The following is a 17,785-nucleotide window of genomic DNA, read 5'->3' as shown; positions in this document are numbered from 1 at the left end:
GATCTCATCCAGACCTCCGTGTTATTCCCCTTATTCATTGATATTAAAAAGAATTCAAAAAAGCAAAACCTCTTAAAGGACTTTATCAGGGTCGATGAAAGCATCCCCTGAGGAGATATGAAGGAGATATTTCAAATTTCTGATATTTTTATTGAAACAGGGGGGCAAAACAACTTATTAAGCCGCCTATGTCTCAGCCCTGCTTCCAGAGCGGCATAAGGCTCGCTGACCACACCACCTTCAGGCTCGGCGGCGCTGCGAGGGCGTTCTGCGAGGCCCGCACGGCCAGGGAGGTCGTGGAGGGGGTCTGGAAGGCGGAATCCATGGGCATGGGCTGGTACGTCATAGGCCACGGCTCCAACATCCTCGCCTCCGACGACGGCTACAACGGCACAGTGATATCTTTCAAGGACTCCACCTCGCCCGCTTTGAACCGGGACGGCACAGTCACCGTCTCGGGCGGGTACTCGCTGCGGGAGCTCATCGAGTTCTGCGCCTGCAAGGGGCTTGCGGGGCTCGAGAACTTCTCCGGCATCCCGGGGACCGTGGGCGGCGCGATAGCGGGCAACGCCGGGGCCTACGGCAGCTCCATGGGGGAGATGGTAGGCTCGATCCTCCTGCTAGACCGGAACGGCAACATGAGAAAGGCGGAGGGCCCCTCGCTCTCCTTCACATATCGCTCAAGCTCCATAAGGGAGCGCGGCGAGGTCGTGCTCGACGCGACGATAGCGCTCCGCAGGGGCGATGCAGCCGAGATCAGGGCCCTCATGCAGAAGAGGCTGTCCGACCGCCGCGCGAAACACCCTGACCCGGCCACCGTGGCCACGGCCGGCAGCTTTTTCAAGAACCCCACGCTCGGCGACGGCACCCGGGTGGCCGCGGGCAGGCTCCTGGAACAGGCCGGCTGCAAGGATCTCAGGGTCGGCGGCGCCCGCCCCTGGCACACCCACGCGAACATCATCGTGACCGAGGGCCCCTCGAGCGCCTCGGAGGTCATGGAACTGGCGAAGATCATGAGCGAAAAGGTCGGCAGGGTGCACGGGATCGAGCTCGCTACAGAGGTGGTCTACCTTGAGTAAAAGGTTAAGCCTCAGCCTTCATATCAATTATCAAAGTCATCTCCCCCTTGGGCGGCTTGCCTTCGATGCGGCCCGCGATCTCTGAAAGAGATCCCCTCACGAACTCCTCGTGGACCTTGGTGAGCTCCCGGCACAGGCACGCCCGCCTGTCCCCGAAGACCTCGAGGCAGTCAGCCACGGTGGCCGCGGCCTTCCAGGGGGAGACGTAGAGCGCCAGGGTGTGACCCAGCGGGCGAAGCCCCTCGAGCGCCCTCCTCCTCTTCCCGGGTTTGTCCGGGAGAAAGCCCACGAAGGTGAAGCGGTCGGTCGGCAGCCCGGAGGCGGAGAGCGCGGCCGCGAGCGCGCACGGGCCCGGGATCGGGACGATCGCGATCCCCTCTTCCACCGCCCGGGCGAGCAAAGGGAACCCCGGGTCTGAGATGCAGGGGGTGCCGGCGTCCGAGACCAGCGCCACGTTTCTCCCCTCCTTGAGCCGGGCGATGATGGTCGAGGCCTTGGCCGACTCGTTCCCCTTGAAGAAGCTGGTGAGCGGGGTGCGGATGTCGAACCTCGCGGCGAGCTTTTTGGTGTGGCGCGTGTCCTCGCAGGCGATGAGGTCGACCTCGCGGAGCGTGCGGATCGCCCTGCCCGTGATGTCCTCGAGGTTGCCGATCGGGGTCGCGACTATGTAGAGGGTGCCCGGCATCTCATGTCTTCCTGGCGATCGGGAAGCGACGCCCCATGCCGAACGCCTTCATCGTGATCTTGATCCCGGGCGGCGCCTGCCTGCGCTTGTACTCGTTGGCGTCTATCATCCTCACGATCCGCTCCACGGTCCCTGTGTCGAAGCCCCTGCCCACGATCTCCTCCATGCTCATGCGGTCCTCGATGTAGTGCCGCATGATCGGATCCAGCACGTCGTACGCCGGCAGGGTGTCGGTGTCCGCCTGGTCGGGCTTGAGCTCCGCCGACGGCGGCCGATCGATTATCCCCTTCGGGATCCTCTCCCCGCCCCGGTTGGCGCGGCGCGCGAGCGCATAGACCAGCGTCTTGGGTATGTCCGATATCAGCGCGAACCCGCCGGCCATGTCGCCGTAGAGGGTGCAGTAGCCGACGGAGAGCTCCGACTTGTTGCCCGTGGAGATCACCAGCGATCCGTCGCGGTTCGAGACCGCCATGAGGATGTTGCCCCTGATCCTGGCCTGGATGTTCTCCTCGGCGAGCGAGACCGGCGCCCCGGGATCGAGGGCGTAGCCCAGCGCCCGGCGATAGGCCTCGTAGACCTCCCCGATGGGGACCTGCCAGGTGGATATCCCGAGGTTGCGCGCGAGCGCCTCCCCGTCGCGCATGCTCCGCTCCCCGGTGTAGGGCGAGGGCATCATGACGCCGAGCACCCTGTCTCTGCCGATCGCGTCGCACGCGATAGCCGCGACCACCGCCGAGTCTATGCCGCCGGAGAGCCCGATCACCGCCCTTTCGAACCCGCACTTGCGCATGTAGTCGGCAAGCCCCAGGACCAGGGCGCGCCAGATCTCATCCTCCTCGGGCATCGCCGCGGGCGACACCGGAGCTCCCATGGAGCCGCTGTCCACGACGAAGAAATCCTCCTCGAAAGGGCGTCCCTCCCTCACTGGCCTGCCGCCGGCGTCGAGCGCGAAGCTGCGGCCGTCGAACACAAGCTCGTCGTTGCCGCCCACGAGGTTGCAGTAGAAGACCGGAAGCCCCACCGAGCGCGCCTCGGCCGAGAAGAGATCGAGGCGCAGCGCCTGCTTGCCCACGGTGTACGGCGAGGCCGATATGTTGAGGACGATCTCCGCGCCCGCGTCCCTGAGCATCTTCGCGGGGTTGACCGCGTAGAGCCTGCGGCCGCGGAAGGTGTGGTTGCTCCAGAGGTCCTCGCACAGCGAGAGCCCGAGCCGCCTGCCGTTGAGCTCGAACACCCTGTGCTCGCTGGCGGGCTCGAAGTGGCGGCCCTCGTCGAAGACGTCGTACTGCGGCAGCAGGGTCTTGTGCTGCACGAACGCTACCCTCCCGCCGTGGAGGAGGGCGGCGCTGTTGTACAGCGCCCTGCCCCGGCTCGACTCGTTCGGCGAGACGAAGCCGACCACCGCCGCGGTCTTTGCGCTCCCCTTGGCAAGGGCTTCGAGGGCCTTGAGGTTCGCCTCGATGAACGAGGGCTTCTCGAGAAGGTCCCTGGGCGGATATCCGGTGATCGCCAACTCAGGGAAGAGGACGAGCTCCGCCCCTTCGCGCTCGGCCCTTCTCATCCCGTCGGCGATCTTCGCCGCGTTGCCCTCGAAGTCGCCAACGGTGGTGTTTATCTGCGCGATCGCTATCTTCATCGGATCACCCCGTCGCTATACCGCAAGCTTCACGACCCACTGCAGCATCATCCCTGCGACGAACGCCCACAGCAGTATGTCCCTGGAGGACTGTCCCGTGAGGGGAGGCAGAGTCCTTCCGCCGGCGCGCTCGGCCAGCGACCTCGCGAACAGGTATGCGAGCCAGAGCGCGATCACGGGCCCCATCGGATGGAAATCGATCGCCTCCCTCACCCTGCCGTGCACGAGGGCTGTGAAAGACCTTATCAGCCCGCACCCGGGGCAGTCGAAGCCCGCAAACGACCTGAAGGCGCAGAGCCTCGCCCGCGAGACCCAGCCGAGCGACGGCCAGGCAAAGGCCAGGGCAAAAAGGGCCGGGACGCCCGCGAGGACGCCCCAGCCCGATTTTGAGCGCGATGCAGATCGCACGACTTGCCCCTGCTATTCTCCCGCCTTCTTTGCGGCGAAATCGCCTATCACCGGTATCCTCCAGCGCTCGCCCTGATACGACTTCACGAGGCAGATGATCCAGATGATGAAGGCGGCGAGCATCACTATCGGAATGAAGAAGCCGACTATGATCCCCAGCACGCTGGCAATCATGCCCAGGATGGCGGCTAGTATCTCGAGGACGATGACAAGGGCGATGTACGCGAGGCCGAAGACCAGCGACTGCCAGGCGTGGAACTTGACGTCCCTGTTCTCCTTCTCGATGAGAAGGAAGATTATGCCCGTGATCGGCGTGCAGATGTAGCACAGGAGGCTCGCGATGTTCGGGGCGAGGCCCGTGCCCTGCTGCGGCGTCTGTCCGCCCGGCGGCGGAGTCTGTGGCATCTGTCCTGCTGCGATCATAGTGTCCCCCCTTTTCCTGAAAAGTTCCTGCCAGTTATGCCCTAAAGCCGGACCCTCTGCAACACCGAACTGATCCCTAGTAAAGGGAGTTGAGCAGGTCGTGATATTTCTCGGCCACGAACTCCCTGCGGATCTTGAACGTGGGCGTGAGCTCCCCGCCGGCCACGGTGAACGGGCCCTCCACCAGCGCGAAGCGCTTGACCGTCTCGTATTTCGCCAGCCTCTCGTTGCAGCGGCGCACGTGCCCCTCGATCAGCCCGATGACCCTGGGGTCCTTGAGCATCCCAGCGTCCCGCCCCTCGATCCCGGCCGCCTTAGCCGCCTCCTCGAGGTTCACGGCCACGAGCGCGGTCACGTACCTGCGGCCGTCGCCGTAGGCCATGGCGTTGTGGACGAGCGGCGAGCCTTCCAGCTCCGACTCTATAAGCTGCGGCGAGATGTTCTTGCCCCCCGCGGTCACGATCATCTCCTTCTTGCGGCCGGTGATCCTCAAAAACCCGTCCCTGGAATATTCGCCCAAGTCCCCGGTCCTGAACCATCCCTCCGCATCGAAAGCCTCGGCGGTCTCCCTGGGCATGTTCAGGTACTCGCGAAAGACCATGGGCCCCTTGAGGAGTATCTCGCCGTCGGGTGCGAGCTTGATCGCCACCCCTGAGAGGGGCTTGCCCACGGTCCCGAGCCTGAAGTCGCCGGGCGTGTTCGCGGTGACCGCGGCAAAGGTCTCGGTGAGGCCGTAGCCCTCCAGCACCCTGATCCCGGCCGCGTGGAAGAAGCGCGACACCTCCTCGGAGAGGCGCGCCCCGCCGCAGACGAAATCGCTGAGCCTCCCCCCCAGCCTTGAGCGGAGCCTCCGGAAGACGACGAGGTCCGCGATCGCGTGCCTGAGCCTGAGCGCGAGCGGGATCTCCCTGAAACGCATCGCCGCCTGGCTCCGCTCGCGGCCGACCGCGAGCGCCCACTGCGCCATCCTCCTCGACCGGGGGCCGGCCCTGCGCAAGTGTTCCCAGACGCGCTCGTGGATCTTCTCGAGCATCCTGGGCACGCCGCAGACGAAATGGGGCCTCACCTCGAGATAGTTCTCCGCGAGCCGCTCCAGGCTCTCGGCGTATGCGAGCACAGGGCCGTGGACCGCGTGGTAGAACTGGATCATGCGGCCGAGCACGTGCGCGAGCGGCAGCGCGATGAGCCCCACGTGCCTGTGGGTGAACCTGAACGCGAGCCCCGCGGCCAGAACCTCCGACATGATCATGCCGTGGGTCACGACCACGCCCTTGAGGGCGCCGGTGGTGCCGCTGGTGTAGACGTAGGTCGCCGGATCGCCGCCGCTCAACCCCTCGACCAGCGCTTCGATGCACTCGCAGGCGGCACTGTCTTGCATCGACTCGAGCTCATCGAGCGATGCGGACCCCGCGCCCCTCTCAAGGCCGAAGATCTGCATCCCCTCGCCGATGCCGCCGATCTTTCTCGCCTCCTCGAAGAGCCGGGCCACCCGGGCATCCTCGACAAAGGCCGCCTTCGGCGCGGAGTCGCGGAGTATATGGGCGATCCGCTCCGGCGTCAGGGCGCAGTACACGGGCACCGAGATCGCGCCCGCGGCCATGACGGCGAGGTCGGCGACGGTCCATTCGAGGCGCGTGGTGAGCATTATTGCCACGCGATCGGCCCTGCCCACACCCCTCGAGGAGAGCCCCGCGGCGCATCGAAGCACCCGCTCCCGCATCCGGGCGCACGAGATCTCCCTGTATCTGCCCCCTGCCTTGAAAAGGGCGAATGGCCGATCCCCCGCAGCCCGGGCCCTCTCGAGGAACGCCCCTATCGCCGTGCCGTGCTTTTCCGGTGTCATCGTTGTCGCTTCCTCATTCAAAGGCGTCGATTATGCACTCTACCGAAGGGTGATCGCCGCTCAGATCAACTCCTATAACATCGAAAAAACAAGGAGGTATATTATTATCATTAAAGTTATTTCCAGTTTTGAGGATGAACATCTCGGCAGCCCTTTTGATCCTCTTTTTCTTCGTCTCGGTCACAAACTCCACGGGGTCGCCGAACATCCTGCCCGTGCGGGTCTTGACCTCGACGAAGTGGAGCTCTCTACCCCTCTTTGCCACGATGTCTATCTCGCCGAACTTGTACCGTATGTTCCTGCCTATGATCTCAAAGCCCATCTCCATGAGCTTCTCCGCGGCCATCTCCTCCCCTGCGCCGCCTAGGTGGTTGTTTTTAATAGTTTTGTCTTGCAGATCAGCACCGTCCGTGCTAGGTGGGCGAGACTTTTTGAGCATCCTTCGGAGGTAAGACATGCCAGCCACCTGTGAGATCTGTGGGAAAAAGACCGTGTTCGGCCACAACGTGTCCCACTCGAACATAAAGACGCGCAAGATATCGAGGCCCAACCTGCAGCGCATCCGGATCAAACGCAACGGCCGCACCTACAAGGCCAAGGTCTGCACCCGCTGCATACGCTCCGGCAGCGTGCTGAAGGCCTGAGCCGCTATTCCCTCACCCGCTCCACGGAAATCATCCCCTTCACCCGCTCGAGCGCCTTGATCACAGCCTTGAGCTGAGAGACGTCCTTTATCTCTATCTCGAACAGGTTCGTCGCGGTCTTGTCGTCGCCGACCTTTATCGACGCGCCCACGATGTTCGCCCCCTGGTCCGATATCGCCTCGGTCATCTTCGCGAGTATCCCGGGCCTGTCGGCGCAGACCGCCTTGACCCTGGCGGCCCTGGCCTGGGCGCTCGACATGTCCCACTCCACGTTTATGTAGCGCTCGTCGTCCTGGCCCAGTATCCTCTCGCAGTCCTTCACGTGCACGACGACCCCGCGGCCCCGCGTGACGTATCCCACGATCGGGTCGCCGGGCACGGGGTTGCAGCACTTGCCGAACGAGACCATCATGTCGCTCATGCCCCCCACCTTCACCATCCCCTTGGAGCGCTTGAGCTTCTTTACGATCTTGCCGATCACCGACTCGTCCTTCGGCCTGGGCCGGTCCTCGGGGTGGAGCTGGTCGTGCGGCACGAAGAGCGCGATGATCTGCGCCGGGGATATCCTTCCGTAGCCGATCGCGGAGAGGATCCCCTCGCCCCTGTCGTAGGAGGACTTTGATGCGAACTCGTCCAGCTCCTTGCTCTTGAGCACATGGGCGACGCCCAGCCCGTACTTGCGGCACTCCTTCTCGAGGAGCTCCCGGCCGAGCTGCGAGCTGCGGCCCTTGTCCTCCGAGCGGATGAACTGTCGGATCTTGGCCTTGGCCCTGGAGGTCTTGACGAAGGCGAGCCAGTCCTTGTGCGGCTGCTTCTGCTTTCCCGTGAGTATCTCCACCGTGTCGCCGCTGTGCATCTCGTAGCGCAGCGGGACGATCTTGCCGTTCACCTTCGCGCCGATGCAGCAGTTGCCCACGTCGGAGTGAATCGCGTAGGCGAAGTCGATGGGCGTCGAGCCCCTGGGGAACTCCAGCAGCATCCCCGCCGGGCTGAACACGTAGACGTCGTCGGCGAAGAGGTCGAGCCTCACCGTGTCAAGGAACTCGCTGGGGTCGGAGAGCTCCGACTGCCACTCCAGGAGCTTTCGGATCCACTTGAACTTCATCTCGTCCTTGTCGGTGATGAGCCTGCCCTCCTTGTACTTCCAGTGGGCGGCGATGCCGTGCTCGGCCGACTCGTGCATCTCCCTGGTCCTGATCTGGAACTCGACGCGGTCGCCGTGGGGGCCGATGACCGTCGTGTGCAGCGACTGGTAGCCGTTTCCCTTCGGCATGGCGATGTAGTCCTTGAACCTGCCGGGGACCGGCCTCCATAGGGAGTGTATGACGCCCAGCGCCTCGTAGCACTGCTGGAGCGTGTCCACTATGATGCGGAACGCGACCACGTCGTGGACCTGGTCGAACGGGATGTGCTGGTCCTCCATCTTGCGCCATATGCTGTGGTAGTGCTTCAGCCTCCCGTATATCTCGCACTCGATGTTGTGCTCGCGCGTCTTGCCGACGACGATCCTGCGCACCTCGGTGATGAACTTGTCCCTCTGCTGGGCGCGGTTTCGCACCTGCTCGTCGATCATCCCGTAGATGTCGGGCTTGAGGTGCTTGAGGGCCAGGTCCTCGAGCTCGGTCTTTATCTGCTGGATGCCGAGGCGGTTGGCGATCGGCGCATAGATGTCGATCGTCTCCCTCGCGATCGCCTCGCGCCTGTTCTCAGGGAGGTGCTCCAGCGTCCGCATGTTGTGCACGCGGTCGGCGAGCTTCACGATGATCACGCGGATGTCCTTGGCCATCGCCATGATCATCTTGCGGAAGTTCTCGGCCTGCCTCTCCTCCGTGGTGGTGAACTGGATCTTGGAGAGCTTGGTCACCCCGTCGACGAGGTTCTTGATCTCCTCGCCGAAGAGCCCCTCGACCTCGTCGATCGTGGCGACCGTGTCCTCGACCGTGTCGTGGAGCAGCGCCGTGGCGATGGAGGGGACGTCGAGCTTCATCTCGGCGAGGATGCCCGCCACCTCCATCGGGTGGACGAGGTAGGGCTCGCCCGAGCGCCTGGTCTGCCCCTGGTGGGCCTTGGCGGAGAAGACGTAGGCCTTGCGTATCACGTCCAGATCCGCATCCGGGATGTAGGCGGAGACCATGTCGAGTATGTCGTGGAGCCTTATCATCCCCTCTTCGCCTTCCTCGATGCCTCGATCAGCGCGCAGAGCTCGCCGCACGCCCGCTCGACCTCGTCGTTGACCACCCTGCGGTCGTAGCGCTCCGCAAAGCCCATCTCGCGCTCGGCGTTGGCGAGCCTCACCCTTATCTGCTCCGGGCTGTCTGTGGCCCTGCCCCCCAGCCTGCTCTTCAGCTCCCCCATGCTCGGCGGGAGGAGAAAGACCGTGACCGCCTCGGGGAACGACCGCTTTATCGCCATGCCCCCCTGGACGTCTATGTCGAGGAGCACGTCTCTGCCCGCCGCGATCGCCCCCTCGATCGGGAGCCTCGGAGTGCCGTAGAGCTCGCCGTGCACCTCCGCCCACTCGAGGAACTCGCCCCTGTCTATCATCGCCCTGAAAACCGACTCGTCCACGAAGCGGTAGTGGACCCCTTCCGACTCGCCGGCCCTGATCGGCCGGGTGGTGCACGAGACGGAGAACTCAAGGTTTCCGATGCGCCTGCGGACGCAGTCGAGCACCGTGGACTTGCCGGCGCCCGACGGGGCGGATATGACGAAGAGGTGGCCCTTTCTCATCTGTCACTGCACGTTCTGGATCTGCTCCCTCAGGCGCTCCAGCTCTGACTTGCAGTCAACGACGAGCTGGGAGATCTTCGCGTCCGAGGCCTTGGATCCGATGGTGTTTATCTCCCTGTGCATCTCCTGCAGCAGGAAATCGAGCTTGCGGCCGATCTGGTCGCTCTCACCCATCACGCCGCCGTACTGCTTGATGTGGCTCTCCAGCCTGAGGAGCTCCTCCGCTATGTCCTGCCTGCCGCCCAGATAGGAGACCTCGGCGGCCAGCCTCTGCTCGTCCACCTGGGTCCCGGCGGCGGTCGCCACCTTCTTTCGAAGCCTGTGGAGGTGGCTGTCGAGGGAGCGCTCCGACTCCCTCCTTATGGCGACTATCAGGGCCTTCAGCCTCGCCAGCCTCTTGCGCTGGTCGCGGCCTATGTGGGCCCCTTCTCGGCGGCGCATCTGCCTGACCTGGGAGACCGCCTTGTCGATCAGCTTTCCAATCTGTGACCAGAGCTTCTCGTAGGAGCCCTCAGCCTCCTCGACCCTCAGCACGCGGTCGAGCCCTACGATCTGGAGGAACTGCCCCTTGCTGTCGCTGTCTATGCCGAGCTCCTGCTTCATCCTCCTGAGCAGGCGCTGGTATTGCCTCGCGATGTCGACGTCGATGGTGACCGCCACGCCGCCGAACAGGGGCTCCTTCTCCTTGAAGAAGACGTCCACCTTCCCCCTCGGAAAAACTGCGGTGAGCCTGCTGCGGATATGCGCCTCCAGCACCCCCATCCGGGCCGGGATCTTGACGTTGATCTCGTTGAAGCGGTGGTTGATGCTCTTTATCTCCACGAAGAGACGGCCCTTGCCGACCCTGCCCTCCGCGGTCCCGTATCCGGTCATCGATTCCATCGTCCCCTCATTTCTCCATCACCATGGTGGTGTCGCCGAGCTCCACGACGTCGCCCGGGCTCAGCATCCTCGACTCGATCTCCTGGCCGTTGACGAAGGTCCCGTTCTTGCTCACCAGGTCGAGTATTGCCACGTTTTCCCCGTCGGAGAAGATCATCGCGTGCAGCCGTGAGAGGCTTGCGTCGGTGAGCACCACGTCGGGCGAGCGCCTGAAGAGGCCGAGCCTCTCGCCTGCCCCCTCCTGCGCCCTCATCTGCTGGAACTGCCTCGCTACGTATTTGAGGATGAGACCCTTGGTGCCCTCGTCGAGGGCGAACGCCATGTCCATGTTGAAGACCGCGGTGCGGTTCGGGTCGACCTGGGCCCTGCCGATCGCCCTGCAGGTCCCCGCCTCGACCTGGAAGGTCAGCCCCGCGTCCCTCCCCTCGGATATGCGGAAGCTCGCGCGCGCCAAACGCACACCCTGGCCGGCGTCGGCCCTCAGGTCGCCTGCCTCCTGCGATATCATGATCGGGATCCCGTTGCGAATGGGGTATCTGAGCTTGCAGCGGCCGCATGAGAGGCCCGAGCCGCCGTCGACCTCCTCGAGGCCGCCCTTGCACTGCGGGCATACGAGCATTTCGAGCAGACGCCGGTCGAGCGCCATGCTACCTCCCCCTCTTGCCCTTGGCCCCCCTGTTGTACTCGTCGATCACCCGGTCGGTGATGTCGCTCGCGCCAGGAGAATAGAGGACCAGCTCCTGCGACTTCTCCAGGATGAGGGCATATCCCTCCCTGTCGCCGATGTCGGCGACGATCGTCCTTATCCTCTTGAGGATCTCGCCCGTGAGCCTGGCCTCTCGCTCCGCCATGTTCTGCTGGAACTCCGCGAAGCGGCGCTGCACGTCCATGAGCTTGCCGCGGTAGGCGCCATCCCTGGACTCGAGCTCCTTCGACGAGAGCGACATCCTGTCGCGGTCGAGGCCGTCCTTCATCTCAGCGAGCTCCTTCTGGAGCATGTCCAGCCTCTGCTGCTTCTCCCTGAACTCGAGCTTGAGCTGCTGCTTGGCGGCCCGGCCGTCGGAGACATGGTTCAGGGCGCGGCCGATGTCCACATAGCCGATCCTCGCCCCGATGTTTTCACCGGACGAGGCGCGCGCAGGAGCGCAAAAGGCCGTACCGGCCACTGCGGCCAGCACGGCCATTGTCAGCGCTGCGATCGATGTCTTGCCTCTTCTCACGCCGCCCTTCACTTGCCCTTGTTGTACTGCGCTATCACCTTGTCGGTCAGGTCGGAGCCCGGGATCGAATAGAGCGCCATGGCGCTGGGCATGATGACCGTGTAGCTGTCCTGCTGGCCGATCTGCTGGATGACCTTGGCGAGCTTCTCGGAGATGGGCCTAATGAAGTTGACCTCCTTCTCCGCGAATTCGCGCTCGAAATCCACGCTCATCTTCTGGAGCTCGAAGAACTTCTGCTGGAACTTGGCCTCCTTCTCCTGGAGCGCCTCCTTGGAGAGGATGAGGCGCTGCTTGTCCAGCTCCTCCTTCATGGACTTGATCTCGTTCTGCATGATCTCGAGCTTCTGCTTCTTCGCCCTTCCGTCCGCCTCGAGCTGGGACTTGGCCTTCTTGCCCTCGTTGACCTCGTTGAGCGCCCTGTTCATGTCGACGTAGCCGATCTTGATCGAGCCGCTCGACGCGTCAGTGGCCGCGCGGGCCTTTGCTGCCAGCGAAAGGCTCATCACCATGGCAGCCACCAGCAACACCGCAACCTTCTTCATGTCGTACCTCCTGTTTGTCCTGTTAAACCTTTAAAATTGAGAGCTTATAATACGAAAACGCCTGCGATTGCAAGAGGAATAACCGCGGGGGCGCATCGGGCCCCGAACGGCCGAGAGGGGGCACCGCTAGAAGAAGTTGCCTATGGTGAAGTTGAAGACGACCGGGTCCTCGCCCGCCTTGCGGGCGATGGGGAATCCCCACTCGAAGCGGAGCGGTCCCATGGGCGAATTCCAGCGGATCCCGAAGCCGTAATCGAGCCGCAGGTTCCTGATGTCGTAGTTCTCCGTCTCGCCGAAGGCGTTGCCCGCGTCGAAGAAGACGACCCCCCTGATGCCGGCCTTGTCGTAGATCGGTATCTCGAACTCGGTGATGAACAGGAGTATCTTGTCGCCGCCGTAGACGAAGCGCTGGTCGCTGCCGGAGACGCTGCCCGGTATCCGGATGCTGGGGCCGACCGAGTCGGGCTGGTAGCCCCTGAGCGAGAAGACGCCGCCGGTGAAGAAGCGCTCGAACAGGGGCACCGGCTGGTCGTTCAGGCTCCTGATGTAGCCGATCCTGAAGAACTCCTTGAAGATGAGCCTGTCCTTGATGATCGGGTAGTAGAACATGGTCCTGAAGTTGACCCTGTAGTAGTCGTTGTCGCCGCCGAGCTTGTTGCCCGAGACCTCGTTGGTAAGCAGGTTGTACATCCCCTTGTTGGGGGTGATCCGGTTGTCGCGCGTGTCGCGGGCCAGCGTCAGGGACAGCTGCGAGGTGAGCCCGCTCGTGTTCTGCCTGAAGAACTGCGGCACCGCGTAGCTGAAGTTGCCGACCGAGACCTGCTCGAGGGTGTAGCCCAGCTGCCAGGAGTAGTAGTCGAAGAAGCGCCTGCCCAGGGAGACGTCGCCGCCGGTCGCGGCGCGCCTGAAGTCGTTGTAGTTGTATGCGTTCCGATAGCCGGAGATCCCCGCCATCATCTTCGTGTCCAGGAAATAGGGGTCGCTCACCGAGAGCATGAAGAGCTGGCGCCTCTTGGAGAGCTCGGCCGATATCTGGCCGCTGATCCCGTAGCCCAGGAAGTTCTGCTTCTGTATGGAGGCGTTGATCATAAACTTCTCGACGGAGGAGAAGCCGGCGCCTATGTTGAACGTGCCGGTCGGCCGCTCCCTGACGTCGATGTTGAGCACCATCGTGTCGTCCCGCGTCCCCCTGGGCGTCGCGAAGGTGACGTCCTCGAAGTAGCCGAGCCGCATGAGGTTCTCTTTGCTCTTGCGCAGCCCCCTCTCGCTGAACCGGTCGTCCTCCATCACGGCCAGTTCCCTGCGGATGACCTTGTCGCGGGTCACGTTGTTGCCGGCGATGTTTATGCGCTCGATCGTTATGCGGTCGCCCTTGTGGATCCTCACGTCTATGTCGGCGGTGAGGCTCTCGTCGTCGGGTATGGTCTGGGGCACGATGTTCGCGTACGCGTACCCCTCGTCGCCGTATCTCTCGGTGAGCCCCATGAGGTCGGTGTCGAGGGTCCGCTGGGAGTATATCTCGCCCGCCTTCGTCCTGAGCGCCCCTTCCAGCTCCTGGGGGGTGGTGAGGATGTCGCCCGAGAGGCCTATCCTGCCGATCCTGTACTGCTCGCCCTCGTGCACCTGATAGGTGACGAATATGTAGCGCCTGTCCTTCGAGATGGTCGTCCTGGGCGGGGAAATCTTCGCCCTGAGATAGCCGTGGTTGAGGTAGTAATAGGTGAGGAAGAGCATGTCGTTCTTGAGGATCTCCTCCTCGTACTTGCCGGAGCCGGTGAGGAACGAGAACGCGCCCTTCTGCCTCGTCTTTATGACCTTCCTCAGCTCCTTGTCCTTGAAGACCTTGTTGCCGACGAAGAGCACCCTGCGGACCATGACGCCCTTGTGCTCGTGCACGTCGAAGACGAGCTTCGAGTCCCCGCCCGGCGTGGTGTCGATGTAGTAGTTGACCTCAGCGAGGTAGTATCCCTTCTTCGCGTAGGCCTCGCGGATGCGCTGCATCGACTCCGCGACCGCCTTCTCGTCGAGCGGGCTGAAGGTGCGCTGCGTGACCTCGGGCCTCAGGTCGTCGCTCTTTATCTTCTTGTTGCCGGCGAATCCGATCTCCGCGATGAGCGGCCTCTCGTCGAGGACGAAGTTGAGCCTCACCCCGCCCTGCGCAGGCAAGCTCTCCACCTTGATATGGCGGAACTGCCCCAGCCTGTAGAGGTCGCGCACGTCCCTGTCGAGCTGCTCCTCGCTGAGCGGAGCGCCGACCTGGGTCCTGACCGTGGACCTCAGCGTCTGCTCCGGGGTGCGGACCGCCCCGGTGAACACTATCTCGCGCACGACCGGGCCCGCGGCATGGGCCGAGCCCGACAGCGCCGCCGCCGCGAGCAACGCCGCGATGAGCGCCGCCGCCGATCGATACGTGAATTTCCCCCGCATTCGCATATTCTTTTTTCTCAGGGGATCGGCCCCTCCTGGCCGGCGGTCCTCACGAGCCTGCCGTCGCTCAGCTCGTAAGCGGACATCGACCGGTCGATGAGTCCCCTGTTGTGCGTCACCGCGACGATCGCGATGCCCTTCTCCCTGTTGAGGTCGACGAGGTATTTCCAGACCATGTCGCCGGTCTGCCGGTCCAGGTTTCCTGTCGGCTCGTCCGCGAGTATCACCCTGGGCCTCAGCACCGCGGCCCTGGCTATGGCGACCCGCTGCTGCTCGCCGCCGGAGAGCATGGCCGGCATGTGGTCCTGCCTGTTGGCGAGCCCCATCGCGTCGAGCGCGTCGGAGGCCATGCCCCTCGCCTCGCCCTTCGGGTGACCGGCGATGAGGGCGGGCAGCATGACGTTCTCGAGCGCGGAGAACTCCGGGAGGAGGTGGTAGAACTGAAACACGAAGCCGACCTCGCGGTTCCTGAACCTCGCGATCTCCTCGTCGGAGAGCGAGCCGAGCAGAAAACCGGCGACGCTCACCGATCCCTCGGTGGGAGAGTCGAGCCCGCCTATGACGTGCAGGAGGGTGGACTTGCCGCTGCCCGAGGCGCCGAATATCCCCACCGCCTCGCCCGCCTCGACGGAGAGGTCGAGCCCCCTGAGCACCTCCACAGGCTCGGCCATGTCCGTGTATGTCTTCCAGATCCCCCTGGCTTCGAGAAATGCCATCTCCCCTCACCTGGCCGCGGCCAGCCCCTCGGCCGTCTCGATCCCGGCAAGCCTCATCGCCGCAAATTTGGAGGCGAGCCACATCACCGCAAGACAAAAGAGCGCAACAATGCCGCATATAGTCCACGAAATGTCAATCGGCAGGGAATCGACCATGTAGATCTCCGCCTCGAGCGGTATAAGCCTAAGTTTTTGAACGAGAAATGAAACCGCGATCCCGGTCGCCAGCCCCGCTGCGACCCCCTTCATCCCAACCGACAAACCGTTGCGAACGAATATGCGTGAGACCTCGCGGTCCGTCAGGCCGAGCGCCTTGAGCATCGAGATCTCCGGCAGCCTGCGGATGGTGGTGAGCACGAGCACGGCTATGATGTTGAGAGCAGCGACTACGAGCATGATCCCCATGATGAGCGCCGAGACGAGCCTCTCGAGCCTCACCGCGGAGAGCAGGTCGCGGTTGAGCTCGTCCCAGCTCGTGGCGGAAAACGGCGGGCCCATGCCCCGCTCCACCGCCCGCGCGACCTCTTGTGCGGCCTCCGGGGCCGCGATCCTCAGCTCTATCCCGCTCGCCGCGCGCCCGCCCGCGCCGAAGAGGCCGCGCGCGAGACCTATGTCCATGAGGATGAACTCCGCGTCGTAATCGTGCATGCCCGACTCGAAGGTCCCGGCCGGCGAGATCCCGACAAAGCGCTGGCCGTCGGGCGAGGGGATGAGGAGCTTGAGCCTGTCCTCCCCTCCCTGCGCCAGGCGGCGGGCCATGGCTGCGCCGAGCAGTACCGGAAAGTCGCCGGCGGGGCCGCTCTCCGTCCCCTCGACCTGCGCCCCCTCGCCGAGGGGTAAGACCCGCATCCCGCCGAGCGCCCCCGGCCGGGCGAGGTCCACGCCCTTGACCACCACGCCCCTGATCATCCCCGGGCCTATGAGCATCGCCTCCCGGTACAGAAAAGGCGCGAGGTGCTCGATCTCCGCGGGGATGCCGCCCGCCCTCGCAAGCCCATCCAGCCTCTCAATCGCCGCGCCCTCGTCGGCTATCTCGCCCCCTCCCATCACGATGACGTGCGCGTTGAAGTCGAGCAGCGACTCCCTGTAGCTGCGCTCGAACCCTGAGCCCACCGCGGCCGATATCACGAGCGCTGCGACCGCCACGGCGATCCCGACGCCGGCGACCGCGCGCATGATCCTTATCGATCGCGGCATCCGGCCCGGGCTGTTCAGTCGGTTCGCTATGAAAGCGACGTGCGGCATCGACACCTCATTCGTATCTCAAGACCTCGATCGGGCTCACCCTGGACGCCGTCGCGACCGGATAGAACGACGCCGCGGCCGCCACCGCGACACCGACCAGCGCGAAGGCCGCGGAGAGCGGCAGGTTCAGCTCCACCGGAAGGTAGTCGAGGTAATACGAGTCCGGGAGCCGGATCGGCCACATCTGCGCCGCCGTCGCCGCGAGGGTGCCGAGGACGAATCCGATCCCCGACCCCGCCGCGCCTATGAGCGAGGCGTGCGTGATGAATATCCGCCTGATCCGCCCCTGCGAAAGCCCGATGGCCTGCATTATCCCTATGTCGCGGCGCTTGGCCGCGGTGATGAGAAGCGCCACCCCGGCGATCGAGCACGAGGCGATCACGAGCACCATGGCCAGTATCGCCCCCATGGCCGCCCGCTCGAGCTTCAGGGCGGCGAACAGCTTGCGGTTGTGCTCGTCGAACCCCTCCGCCCGCCATCCCTCCGGGAGCCTCGCCCTGGCGGCGGCCAGCGCCTCCGGCGTGTCGGTCGGGTCGGCGAGCCTTATCTGCCAGCCCTCCTCCGCCTGCTGCCCGAGGAGCCTCTGCGCCTCCTCGAGCCCCACGAGGACATACTTGCCGTCGTACTCGTAGATGCCGGAGCGGAAGATGCCCGCCACCCTGTAGCTCCTCGAGTTCGGGACGAGGTCGCCCGCGGGCCCCACCTCCGCAAGGGGGGCGGTGAGCCTCAGCGAGTCGGCAAAATCGGGATGCACCATGAGCTGGGCAGCCGCCTCGCTGCCCACCGTCGCCTCGGGCAGGGAGTCTTCGTCCCTCCACGACGTGTCGGGGAGCCCGGGACCGTCGCCCGCGCGGTAGATATCGATTCCCGACATGGCGCCCATGCGCTCCATGTCCACGCCGCGCACGCGGGCGCCGAGCACCGCCGGCTCGCCGCCCCCCTCGGCGGTCGCGATGACCTCGCCCTGCACGTACGGCACGGCGTCGACGACCCGCACGCCCTCGAGGATCGCATCCAGGTCCCTCTCGCGCAGCTCCTCTGAACCGGCAGCCCTGATGAGCGTGATGTGGGCGCTGAACCCGGCGAGCCTTTGGGCCAGCTCGTCCCTGAACCCCAGCATCACCGACATGACGACGACCAGCGCCATGGTGCCGGCCGCTATCCCCGCGACAGCGGTGGCGGTGAGCATGGGCGCAAAGCGGCCCGCGCTCCGGGAACGCAGGTAGCGCGCGGCGATCCATGAATTGAGAGGGAAGTTCATAGAGACCGGAAGACTGAGGTTAAGGTTAAGGTTGAGGTTGAGGT

At 64.4% G+C, this 17,785-nt stretch carries 18 protein-coding genes; 2 read left to right on the top strand and 16 right to left on the bottom strand.

From position 1 onward, the window contains the following. Positions 1-188: 188 nt before the first annotated feature. On the top strand, positions 189-1,079 hold the full coding sequence (gene murB / locus JXA24_05180; GenBank protein ID MBN1283151.1) for a UDP-N-acetylmuramate dehydrogenase: 891 nt from the start codon (positions 189-191) through the stop codon (positions 1,077-1,079). Between the two features lie 4 nt (positions 1,080-1,083). Here the strand turns inward: murB and rsmI are convergent, their stop codons facing one another. The 6 genes from rsmI to JXA24_05150 form a co-directional block, all read right to left on the bottom strand. Then, positions 1,084-1,764 (bottom strand): 16S rRNA (cytidine(1402)-2'-O)-methyltransferase, encoded by a 681-nt coding sequence (gene rsmI, locus JXA24_05175; GenBank protein ID MBN1283150.1) that lies wholly within the window; start codon positions 1,762-1,764, stop codon positions 1,084-1,086. A gap of 1 nt (position 1,765) precedes the next feature. Further along, the gene (locus JXA24_05170; GenBank protein ID MBN1283149.1) at positions 1,766-3,400 is read right to left on the bottom strand and encodes an NAD+ synthase; all 1,635 of its coding nucleotides are present in this window, start codon (positions 3,398-3,400) and stop codon (positions 1,766-1,768) included. Positions 3,401-3,415: 15 nt separating this feature from the next. Then, complete coding sequence (locus JXA24_05165; protein ID MBN1283148.1) at positions 3,416-3,808, bottom strand: DUF2752 domain-containing protein; 393 nt, start codon at positions 3,806-3,808, stop codon at positions 3,416-3,418. A gap of 12 nt (positions 3,809-3,820) precedes the next feature. Continuing rightward, positions 3,821-4,213, bottom strand: a complete 393-nt coding sequence (locus JXA24_05160; protein ID MBN1283147.1) for a DUF4870 domain-containing protein — start codon at positions 4,211-4,213, stop codon at positions 3,821-3,823. Between the two features lie 94 nt (positions 4,214-4,307). Further along, entirely contained in the window at positions 4,308-6,074 is a 1,767-nt protein-coding gene (locus tag JXA24_05155) for a long-chain fatty acid--CoA ligase (GenBank protein ID MBN1283146.1), read from the bottom strand. Positions 6,075-6,087: 13 nt separating this feature from the next. Next, positions 6,088-6,420: a YraN family protein gene (locus JXA24_05150; protein MBN1283145.1), complete on the bottom strand. Its 333-nt coding sequence runs from the start codon at positions 6,418-6,420 to the stop codon at positions 6,088-6,090. 109 nt (positions 6,421-6,529) lie between these two features. On the opposite strand from JXA24_05150, the gene JXA24_05145 reads away from it, so the two are divergent. Beyond that, the gene (locus JXA24_05145) at positions 6,530-6,718 is read left to right on the top strand and encodes a 50S ribosomal protein L28 (protein ID MBN1283144.1); all 189 of its coding nucleotides are present in this window, start codon (positions 6,530-6,532) and stop codon (positions 6,716-6,718) included. Between the two features lie 4 nt (positions 6,719-6,722). On the opposite strand, the gene JXA24_05140 is transcribed toward JXA24_05145, so the two are convergent. From JXA24_05140 to JXA24_05095, 10 genes are all read right to left on the bottom strand, one after another. After that, on the bottom strand, positions 6,723-8,879 hold the full coding sequence (locus JXA24_05140) for a bifunctional (p)ppGpp synthetase/guanosine-3',5'-bis(diphosphate) 3'-pyrophosphohydrolase (protein MBN1283143.1): 2,157 nt from the start codon (positions 8,877-8,879) through the stop codon (positions 6,723-6,725). Beyond that, on the bottom strand, positions 8,876-9,448 hold the full coding sequence (gene gmk / locus JXA24_05135; GenBank protein ID MBN1283142.1) for a guanylate kinase: 573 nt from the start codon (positions 9,446-9,448) through the stop codon (positions 8,876-8,878). The genes JXA24_05140 and gmk overlap by 4 nt, the downstream gene beginning before the upstream one ends. Before the next feature lie 3 nt (positions 9,449-9,451). After that, the gene (locus tag JXA24_05130) at positions 9,452-10,330 is read right to left on the bottom strand and encodes a YicC family protein (protein ID MBN1283141.1); all 879 of its coding nucleotides are present in this window, start codon (positions 10,328-10,330) and stop codon (positions 9,452-9,454) included. 7 nt (positions 10,331-10,337) lie between these two features. Next, a complete protein-coding gene (locus JXA24_05125; GenBank protein MBN1283140.1) occupies positions 10,338-10,976 on the bottom strand; it encodes an FHA domain-containing protein in 639 nt (212 codons plus the stop codon). 1 nt (position 10,977) lies between these two features. Then, the gene (locus tag JXA24_05120) at positions 10,978-11,550 is read right to left on the bottom strand and encodes an OmpH family outer membrane protein (GenBank protein MBN1283139.1); all 573 of its coding nucleotides are present in this window, start codon (positions 11,548-11,550) and stop codon (positions 10,978-10,980) included. A gap of 8 nt (positions 11,551-11,558) precedes the next feature. After that, the gene (locus JXA24_05115; GenBank protein ID MBN1283138.1) at positions 11,559-12,092 is read right to left on the bottom strand and encodes an OmpH family outer membrane protein; all 534 of its coding nucleotides are present in this window, start codon (positions 12,090-12,092) and stop codon (positions 11,559-11,561) included. Between the two features lie 126 nt (positions 12,093-12,218). Then, the gene (gene bamA, locus JXA24_05110) at positions 12,219-14,519 is read right to left on the bottom strand and encodes an outer membrane protein assembly factor BamA (protein MBN1283137.1); all 2,301 of its coding nucleotides are present in this window, start codon (positions 14,517-14,519) and stop codon (positions 12,219-12,221) included. Positions 14,520-14,536: 17 nt separating this feature from the next. After that, positions 14,537-15,235: an ABC transporter ATP-binding protein gene (locus tag JXA24_05105; protein MBN1283136.1), complete on the bottom strand. Its 699-nt coding sequence runs from the start codon at positions 15,233-15,235 to the stop codon at positions 14,537-14,539. Positions 15,236-15,241: 6 nt separating this feature from the next. Continuing rightward, entirely contained in the window at positions 15,242-16,480 is a 1,239-nt protein-coding gene (locus JXA24_05100) for an ABC transporter permease (protein ID MBN1283135.1), read from the bottom strand. Positions 16,481-16,487: 7 nt separating this feature from the next. Continuing rightward, positions 16,488-17,741, bottom strand: coding sequence for an ABC transporter permease (locus JXA24_05095; GenBank protein ID MBN1283134.1), 1,254 nt, complete (start codon positions 17,739-17,741; stop codon positions 16,488-16,490). Between the last annotated feature and the right edge of the window lie 44 nt (positions 17,742-17,785).

It is taken from the genome of Pseudomonadota bacterium, assembly GCA_016927275.1.
Lineage (GTDB): Bacteria > UBA10199 > UBA10199 > 2-02-FULL-44-16 > JAAZCA01 > JAFGMW01.
This window is presented reverse-complemented; position numbering and strand designations above follow the sequence as displayed.